The sequence below is a fragment of the Streptomyces sp. NPDC059989 genome, assembly GCF_042736975.1.
Classification (GTDB): Bacteria; Actinomycetota; Actinomycetes; order Streptomycetales; family Streptomycetaceae; genus Streptomyces.
Genome location: NZ_JBHWUO010000036.1, coordinates 75,877 through 83,603, shown reverse-complemented (window position 1 = coordinate 83,603; position 7,727 = coordinate 75,877). Strand labels below are relative to the sequence as shown.

Annotated in this window: 9 protein-coding genes; 2 read left to right on the top strand and 7 right to left on the bottom strand. The window is 72.4% G+C overall.

Annotation, left to right across the window (positions count from 1 at the left end; all coding sequences use genetic code 11):
- Nucleotides 1-69: 69 nt before the first annotated feature.
- On the bottom strand, nt 70-1,050 hold the full coding sequence (gene dapD / locus ACFWBN_RS27875; RefSeq protein WP_385180455.1) for a 2,3,4,5-tetrahydropyridine-2,6-dicarboxylate N-succinyltransferase: 981 nt from the start codon (nt 1,048-1,050) through the stop codon (nt 70-72).
- Nucleotides 1,051-1,202: 152 nt separating this feature from the next.
- Here dapD and ACFWBN_RS27870 point away from each other — a divergent pair, with 152 nt between their 5' ends.
- The gene (locus ACFWBN_RS27870) at nt 1,203-2,078 is read left to right on the top strand and encodes a winged helix-turn-helix transcriptional regulator (protein WP_385180452.1); all 876 of its coding nucleotides are present in this window, start codon (nt 1,203-1,205) and stop codon (nt 2,076-2,078) included.
- A gap of 143 nt (nt 2,079-2,221) precedes the next feature.
- Here ACFWBN_RS27870 and ACFWBN_RS27865 read toward each other — a convergent pair whose 3' ends face one another.
- Nucleotides 2,222-2,770: a TetR/AcrR family transcriptional regulator gene (locus tag ACFWBN_RS27865; RefSeq protein WP_385180449.1), complete on the bottom strand. Its 549-nt coding sequence runs from the start codon at nt 2,768-2,770 to the stop codon at nt 2,222-2,224.
- On the bottom strand, nt 2,770-3,090 hold the full coding sequence (locus ACFWBN_RS27860; protein WP_385180447.1) for a DMT family transporter: 321 nt from the start codon (nt 3,088-3,090) through the stop codon (nt 2,770-2,772). Before ACFWBN_RS27860 ends, ACFWBN_RS27865 begins: the two co-directional genes overlap by 1 nt.
- Before the next feature lie 107 nt (nt 3,091-3,197).
- Here ACFWBN_RS27860 and ACFWBN_RS27855 point away from each other — a divergent pair, with 107 nt between their 5' ends.
- Entirely contained in the window at nt 3,198-4,010 is an 813-nt protein-coding gene (locus ACFWBN_RS27855; RefSeq protein WP_385180444.1) for a hypothetical protein, read from the top strand.
- On the opposite strand, the gene ACFWBN_RS27850 is transcribed toward ACFWBN_RS27855, so the two are convergent.
- From ACFWBN_RS27850 to sufU, 4 genes are all read right to left on the bottom strand, one after another.
- Nucleotides 3,997-5,358, bottom strand: coding sequence for a hypothetical protein (locus ACFWBN_RS27850; protein ID WP_385180441.1), 1,362 nt, complete (start codon nt 5,356-5,358; stop codon nt 3,997-3,999). The two genes, ACFWBN_RS27855 and ACFWBN_RS27850, sit on opposite strands and share 14 nt — an antisense overlap.
- The gene (locus ACFWBN_RS27845; RefSeq protein ID WP_385180438.1) at nt 5,355-6,449 is read right to left on the bottom strand and encodes a DUF3616 domain-containing protein; all 1,095 of its coding nucleotides are present in this window, start codon (nt 6,447-6,449) and stop codon (nt 5,355-5,357) included. Before ACFWBN_RS27845 ends, ACFWBN_RS27850 begins: the two co-directional genes overlap by 4 nt.
- Nucleotides 6,450-6,905: 456 nt before the next feature.
- Nucleotides 6,906-7,250, bottom strand: coding sequence for a metal-sulfur cluster assembly factor (locus ACFWBN_RS27840; protein ID WP_030027092.1), 345 nt, complete (start codon nt 7,248-7,250; stop codon nt 6,906-6,908).
- Entirely contained in the window at nt 7,247-7,708 is a 462-nt protein-coding gene (sufU, locus tag ACFWBN_RS27835; protein WP_030720344.1) for a Fe-S cluster assembly sulfur transfer protein SufU, read from the bottom strand. Before sufU ends, ACFWBN_RS27840 begins: the two co-directional genes overlap by 4 nt.
- Between the last annotated feature and the right edge of the window lie 19 nt (nt 7,709-7,727).

Below are 7,727 nucleotides of genomic sequence, written 5' to 3'. Positions count from 1 at the left end.
CTCCCACCCCGGACGGGGTGGGAGGGCGTCGCCGTCGTCGCAGTCGGCCGGTGAAAGGCCGGTCGCGGGTCAGTTGTGGCTGTGCAGGACCTCGTTCAGGCCGCCCCAGGCCGCCTTGTACGGGCGGGCCTCGACGGCGCCGGTGACCGAGTTGCGGCGGAAGAGGATGTTGTTGGCGCCCGAGAGCTCCAGGGCCTTGACGATCTGGCCGTCCGGGAGGGTGACGCGGGTGCCCGCGGTCACGTAGAGGCCCGCCTCGACGACGCACTCGTCGCCCAGCGCGATGCCGACGCCGGCCTCGGCGCCGATCAGGGTGCGCTCGCCGATCGAGATGATCTGCTTGCCGCCGCCCGAGAGGGTGCCCATGGTGGACGCGCCGCCGCCGATGTCGGAGCCGTTGCCGACCACGACGCCCGCGGAGATGCGGCCCTCGACCATGGAGGTGCCGAGGGTGCCGGCGTTGAAGTTGACGAAGCCCTCGTGCATGACGGTGGTGCCCTCGGCGAGGTGCGCGCCGAGGCGGACGCGGTCCGCGTCGGCAATGCGGACGCCCTTGGGGGCGACGTAGTCCGTCATCCGGGGGAACTTGTCGATCGAGGTCACCTGGAGGTGCAGGCCCTCGGCGCGCGCGTTGAGGCGGACGGTCTCGACCTGGTCGACCGCGACCGGGCCCAGGGAGGTCCAGGCGACGTTGGCCAGCAGGCCGAAGACGCCGTCCAGGTTCTGGCCGTGCGGCTTGACCAGGCGGTGGCTGAGCAGGTGCAGGCGCAGGTACGCGTCGTGCGCGTCCAGCGGCTTGTCGTCCAGGGCGGAGATCACCGTACGGACGGCCACGACCTCGACGCCGCGGACCGCGTCCTGGCGGATCGCCTTCGCCGCGGCGGCGCCCAGCAGCTCCACGGCCTGGTCGGCGGCGAGGCGCTCGGTGCCGGCCGGGCCGGGCTCGGCGACCAGCTCGGGGGCGGGGAACCAGGTGTCGAGGACGGTGCCGTCGGCGGTGAGGGTGGCAAGGCCGGCGGCGACGGCGCCGGTGGTACGCGTAGCAGTCATGCCTGAAACCTAACCGGCGACGGCCCGCGGTCGCGAACCGGTCTCATGTGCCGGGCGTGCGGCGTGTCGGGGGACCGGAGGGTCGGTGAGTTCCCTTTGGGAACGGACTATGCCACCATGACAGCCTCGGGTCGACGGACAAAGGAGTTCCCATGGCCCAGCGCACCCATCTCGGCGACGCCGATTGCTCCATCGCCCAGGCGCTCGAGGTGGTGGGCGACTGGTGGACGCTGCTGATCGTGCGTGACACCGCCCGCGGCCTGCACCGCTTCGACGAGCTCCAGCGCGAGCTCGGGATGTCCCGGAAGGTCCTGGCCGAGCGGCTGAAGCTGCTGGTCGAGGCCGGGGTGCTGGCGCGCGAGCCGTACCGGGAACGCCCGGTGCGGCACGAGTACCGGCTGACCCCGCGGGGGCGGGGGCTGCTGCCGGTGCTGATCGCCCTCCAGGACTGGGGGGACAACTGGATCCTGGGAGAGGGAGAGATGACGGCGACGACCGAGGAGGCCTCGCGGGAGGCGGAGCGGGTGCACGCACTGCGGGGCACGCGGGTGCCGGAGCTGTTGCTGCCGAACCGGTTCGGCGAGGTCGCCGACCCGGTGGCGCAGACCCCGTTCACGGTCCTGTACTGCTTCCCGGGCGCGTACGCGCGCGCCGAGTCCTACCCGCCGGGATGGGCGGGGATCCCGGGCGCCAAGGGCTGTACGTTCGAGTCGTGCACGTACCGCGACCAGCTCGCGGAGTTCACCGCGGCCGGTGCCAGTGTGCACGGGGTGTCGACCCAGCGGGCGGACGAGCAGCGGGAGTTCGCGGAGCAGGAGCGGTTGCGGTTCCCGCTGTTCTCGGATGCGGATCTCGCCCTGGCGGCGGCGCTGCGGCTGCCGACGTTCCGTGTGGCGGGGGTGACCCGGCTGAAGCGCATGACACTGGTCGTGGACCGCGAGCGCATCGTGCGCGAGGTCTTCTACCCGATCCAGGACATCGAGGCGAGTGTGTCCGCTGCGCTGGCCGCCGTCCGCGACTCCGCCTGACGGGCCGGCAGGGCCCCTGGGGCTCCGCCCCGGACCCCGCGCCTCAAACGCCGGCGGGGCTGAATCTGCCGGTGCGGCCACAAGATCGGGGCTCCGCCCCGGACCCAGCGCCTCAAACGCCGGCGGGGCTGGATTTACCTCCGCTAGGGGTGGAGCACCCGGGTCAGGATTTCGTGGGCGTACCGCTCGTCGTACGCGGTGCCCGTCAGCAGGACCTGGAGGCTGATGCCGTCCATGACCGCGACCAGGGCCCGCGCCGTCGCCGGGTCCGTCCGCGATGCCAGCCCCGCGGCAGCGGCCTCGCACCACTCCGCCGCCACCGGCCGCAGCGCCGGGCGCCGCAGGGCCGCCAGGTAGAGCTCGTACTCCAGCTCCGCCCGGCCCCGGTCCCCCGCCAGGAACTCGCCCAGCAGCCGGGCCAGTGCCGTCGCGAGGTCCACCTCCGGGTCCGCCAGCGCGGCCGAGTCCGCGACCGCCCGCGCGAAGCCCTCGTTCGCCTGGCGCAGCGCCGCGACCAGCAGGTCGTCGAGCGTCTTGAAGTGGTACGTCGTCGACCCGAGCGGTACGTCGGCCTCCGCCGCCGCGCTGCGGTGGCTCAGCCCCGCGATGCCCTTGGCCCCCACCACCCGGATCGCCGCGTCGATGATCCGCTGGCGCCGGTCGGGGTCGTAGCGCCGTGCGGCGCCCGGCATCAGTGGGCCCCTCCGAGGTTGAGCAGGACCACCCCGCCGATCACCAGCAGGATCCCGGCGATCTTCGCGGCGGTGGCCGCCTCCCCCATGAAAACCATGCCTATGGCGGCGATGGCGGCCGTCCCGACCCCGGCCCATATCGCGTACGCCGTGCCGACCGACATGGACTTCAGCGTCTGCGCGAGCAGCGTAAAGGCGATGGCGTAGCCCAGCAGGGTGCCCAGCGAGGGCCACAGCTTCGTGAAGCCCTCGCTGTACTTCATGGCGGTGGTCCCGGCGACCTCGGCGGCGATGGCCGCGGCAAGCAGTACGTACGGCATGTGTACGAGTGTACACATCGTTGCGTACACATGTACACATGCAGGCCCCGGGACTCCTGGCCCCCGCGGCGCTACCCTGTCCGCCTCCAGCGGAGAGGGGCCCGCGCATGGCGCAGCACTGGACCCACCGGGGCGGCGGCTGGCTGCCCCCGCAGTCTCCGCGGCCGGGCGTGATCCCCCTGCGCCCGCTGGGCCCGGGGGAGATCCTCGGCGGCGCCCTCACCACCCTGGGCCGGTACGGGGGCCGGCTGTTCGGCGCGCTGCTCCTCGGCCAGCTGGCCGGGCTGCTCGTGCTCGCCGCCGTCGCCGGGGCGGCCACCCTCGCCTCCCTCACGCGCACCGCGGGCAGCCGGGTGTTCGTCTACACCCTCGTCCCCGCCACCGCCCTGTTCCTGCTCTTCGGCTGGGCGCTGGCCACCGCCCTGGCCGCGGCGCTGCTCCGGCCGGCCGTGCTCGGGCGGCCCGTCACCTCGCTCGGGCTGCTGCGGGCGGCCGCGCCCCGGGTCCCGGCCGTGTTCGGGGCCCGGCTGCTGGCCCTGCTGGCCGCCACGGGCCCCGCCGCGGCCGCTCTCGCCGCGGGGCTCCCGCCGCTCGCCGTGCTGCCCCTCGCCCCGGTCGCGCTCTGGCTCGGGGTCCTCTTCGCCCTGGCGCCCACGGCCGCCGGGTACGAGGCGCTGGGCCCGGTGGCGGCCCTGCGCCGCTCGGCCCGCCTGGTGCGGGGGGCCTGGTGGCGGACCCTCGGCATCACGGTCCCGGCCGGGGCGCTCGCGCTGGGCGCCGCGTACGCCGTCCCCCTCGGCTTCGGCGTACTCGGCGCCCTGCTCGCCCCGGCCGTGCTGCTGACCCTCCCGCAGCCGGCCTCGGGCCTGCTCTACATGGACCGGCTGCTGCGCCGCGAACCGGAGGTCACCCCAGGGTGAACCAGGCCGCCCGCGCCTTCTTCCACTCCGGGTGCGTCAGGTCCTTGGCCTCGGTGCCGTCCCCGTACAGGTCGGCGGAGCCGCTGTCGGTGATCAGCTGCACCCGCGCGCCCGCCGCCGTCAGGTCCGGCACGTCCACGATGGCCTCCCAGCCGCCCGGGTCGGTGGTCGGCAGGTCGGCCCGCTTGACGGGGGCGTGGCCCGCGACGCCGTCCCACTGGTAGAGCGCGTACGGGTCCGAGTTGTCGTCGGCGGCCCAGGACCCGGCCAGGATCAGGTACTGGCCGGCCGCGTTCTTGCGGATGTCCCGGACGGCGAGCCCGCCGAGGTCGAGCTCGATGCCCGCCCCGAAGACCGCCTTGGCGCCGGACGCCAGGACCTTGTCGAAGTTCGTCACCGGCACGATCAGCGCCTTGCCGCCGGGGACCGCGGGCGCCAGCGGGGCCCGGAAGCCCAGGTAGGCGGTGGTCGTGGAGCCCGGCGCGAACTCCAGCCCCTCCACGTTGAACCCGTCGATCTGCTTGGGCGCTTCACCCGCCGCCGTCCCGGCCGCGAAGCCGTACCGGTTCCCGTTCGCCACGTCCCAGGCCACCAGGTCCTCGCGGAGCTTCTTGTACGAGCGCCCGTACGCGAGCTGCGTGCCCGTCCCGGAGCCGCTCACCGTGGTGGTGAACACCGTGTTCCGCGGCGCCTTGTACTCGCCGTCCTTGTTGTTGCCGAGCGAGCCCGTCCAGTAGATGGTGTCGCCGATCCGGGTCGCCCCCTCGATGTCCACCTCCTTGGTGACCCCGAGCTGCGAGCTGAAGTCCCAGGTCCTCACCGGGGCGCCGGAGCGGGAACGGTCGTACAGCCGCAGCACGTTGGACTCGTCGTCGGCGACGACCACGTACCCGCCGCCCACGTCCACGGCGGCCGAGGCGTCCGCGGAGCCGGTCAGGTAGCGCGCCTCGGCCGGGTTCTGCACGGTGGCCGAAGCCGCGTAGTACAGCGTCTTGGTGGCGCTCTTGCCGCCAAGACCGGTCACCTTGACGGTGAGGTTGGTGTAGCCGCGGCCGCGTGCGGCGACGGCCAGCTGCCGCACCGCCCCGGCGCCCGTGACGCTGACGTCGCCGGTCCCGGCGACCGAGGCCCTGCTCGACGCCGTCGCGCTGACCGTCAGCGCGGAGGCATCGGCTCCGCTCTGCCCCACGGTCACGTTGACGACCGGGTCCCCTACCGCGCCGACGGCCCCGGACAGGTAGGACGCGGACAGCCCGATCGTCGGCGTCCCGTACGTCACGGCCTGGGCGGGTGCGGCGACGGCGGCGACCAGCAGCGCTGCGATGCCCGCAACGGCGAACTTCTTCATCGGTGACCCCCACGGGTGGTGTTGAGCGTGAACCAGGCGGAGCGGGACTTCTTCCACTCGGGGTGGTCGAGGTCCTTGGCCTCCTTGCCGTCGCCGTACAGGTCGGCGGCGCCGTTGTCGGTGATCAGCTGCACGCGGGCGCCCGGCACCCGCAGGTCGGGCACGCCGACCACGGCCTCCCAGCCGCCGGGGTCGGTGGTGGGCAGGTCGGCCCGCTTGCGCGGGGCGTGGCCGGGAACGCCGTCCCACTGGTAGAGCGCGTACGGGTCGCTGTTGTCGTCGGCGGCGAAGGAGCCGGCCAGGATCAGGTACTGGTCGGCGGCGTTCTTTCGGATGTCCCGGACGGCGAGCCCGCCGAGGTCCATCTCGATCGCTTCGCCGAAGACGGGCTTGGCACCGCTCGCCAGTACCCGGTCGAAGTTGACGACGGGCACGATCAGGGCCTTGCCGCCGGGGACCGCGGGCGCCAGCGGGGCCCGGAAGCCCAGGTAGGCGGTGGTCGTGGAGCCCGGCGCGAACTCCAGCCCCTCCACGTTGAACCCGTCGATCTGCTTGGGCACCTCGCCCGCCGCCGTCCCGGCCGCGAAGCCGTACCGGTTCCCGTTCGCCACGTCCCAGGCCACCAGGTCCTCGCGCAGGCCCTTGTAGGCGCTGCCGAAGACGACCTCGGTGTCGGCGCCGGAGCCGGTGATCCGCGTGGTGAAGACGGTGTTCCGCTCGGCCTTGTACTTGCCGTCCTTGTTGTTGCCGAGCGAGCCGGTCCAGTAGACCGTGTCGCCCACCCGGGCGGCGGCCTCGATGTCGGCTTCCTTCTTCCAGCCGAGCGAGGGCCCGAGGTCCCAGGTCTTCACCGGGGCGCCGGAGCGGGAACGGTCGTACAGCCGCAGCGCGTTGGACTCGTCGTCGGCGACCAGCACGTGGCCGCCGCCCACGTCCACGGCGGCCGAGGCGTCGGAGGAGCCGGTCAGGTAGCGGGTGCCCAGGGCGCCGCCGACCCGGGCCGAGGCCGCGTAGGAGAGGGTGGCCGTGGCGGTCTTCCCACCGCGCCCGGTCCGCTGGATCGTCGCGTTGACGAGCCCGGCAACTCCCACGGCACCGAGCCGGACTCCTGCGGAGCAGAGCGAGAACCGGCGATTCGCCCAAAGGCCGGGCCCCCGCCCACGTGACCCCGTAAGGTTCGTTCCGTGTGTTGCGAGAACCAAGCGCGCACGACGTGCTGACCGAGAACCAAGGCAGCACAGGCAGTACAAGCTTTGCCGTACCAAACCGGGCTGGTTCCAACCCGGCTGGTGTCGATCGTGGAAGACCCGTTGGGTCGCTGACCCGCAGGCAGCGTGAGCCAGGAATTCCTCTGCTTCAGCAGGGGGAGGGTTCAAAGATGGTGGTCCTCTCATGTCGGCCGTCACTTCGTGACGGCCGTCGAGAAGATTCGGCCACTGCGGCCAACTCCAAGTGCACGGCACTCGTCCACCCGGAGAACAGCCAACCGAAAACAGGGAGGGCCCCCGGCACTGTCGTGCCGGGGGCCCTCCCTATTTAGGCGTCGATCAGACGTTGAAGCCGAGCGCGCGCAGCTGCTCACGGCCATCATCCGTGATCTTGTCCGGGCCCCACGGGGGCATCCAGACCCAGTTGATGCGAAGTTCGTTGACGATGCCGTCCGTCGCCGACTTCGCCTGGTCCTCGATGACGTCCGTCAGCGGGCAGGCCGCCGAGGTCAGCGTCATGTCGAGGGTGGCGATGTTCGCGTCGTCGATGTGGATGCCGTAGATCAGGCCCAGGTTGACGACGTCGATGCCCAGCTCGGGGTCGACCACGTCGTAGAGGGCCTCGCGGACCTCTTCCTCGGTGGCCGGCTTGGTCGACGCCTCGGGCGTCGCGTTCTCGGTCATGCCGTCTTCCTCTCCGCGTCGCCCAGTGCCTGGGCGGTCGCGTCCTTCCACGCCATCCAGCTCAGGAGAGCACACTTCACACGCGCCGGATACTTGGAGACGCCGACGAACGCGACCGCGTCCTCCAGCACCTCCTCCATCGCCTCGTCGGGTTCGACCTTGCCCTTGGACTGCATCATCTCCAGGAAGACAGCCTGGATCTTCTGCGCCTCGGCAAGCTCCTTGCCGACCAGCAGCTCGTTCAGCACGGACGCGCTGGCCTGGCTGATGGAGCAGCCCTGGCCCTCGTAGGAGACGTCGGTGAGCGTCTCTCCGTCGTACTTCACGCGCAGCGTGATCTCGTCGCCGCACGTCGGGTTGACGTGGTGCACCTCGGCATCGCCGTCGCGCAGGCCACGCCCGTGCGGGTGCTTGTAGTGGTCCAGGATCAGTTCCTGGTACATCGAATCCAGCTTCACTGCGCCCTCGTCGCCTCGT

Coding starts and splice junctions, on each gene's coding strand:
- dapD (WP_385180455.1), bottom strand. CDS start 1,050: ATGACTGCTACGCGTACCACCGGCGCCGTCGCCGCCGGCCTTGCCACC.
- ACFWBN_RS27870 (WP_385180452.1), top strand. CDS start 1,203: ATGGCCCAGCGCACCCATCTCGGCGACGCCGATTGCTCCATCGCCCAG.
- ACFWBN_RS27865 (WP_385180449.1), bottom strand. CDS start 2,770: ATGCCGGGCGCCGCACGGCGCTACGACCCCGACCGGCGCCAGCGGATC.
- ACFWBN_RS27860 (WP_385180447.1), bottom strand. CDS start 3,090: ATGCCGTACGTACTGCTTGCCGCGGCCATCGCCGCCGAGGTCGCCGGG.
- ACFWBN_RS27855 (WP_385180444.1), top strand. CDS start 3,198: ATGGCGCAGCACTGGACCCACCGGGGCGGCGGCTGGCTGCCCCCGCAG.
- ACFWBN_RS27850 (WP_385180441.1), bottom strand. CDS start 5,358: ATGAAGAAGTTCGCCGTTGCGGGCATCGCAGCGCTGCTGGTCGCCGCC.
- ACFWBN_RS27840 (WP_030027092.1), bottom strand. CDS start 7,250: ATGACCGAGAACGCGACGCCCGAGGCGTCGACCAAGCCGGCCACCGAG.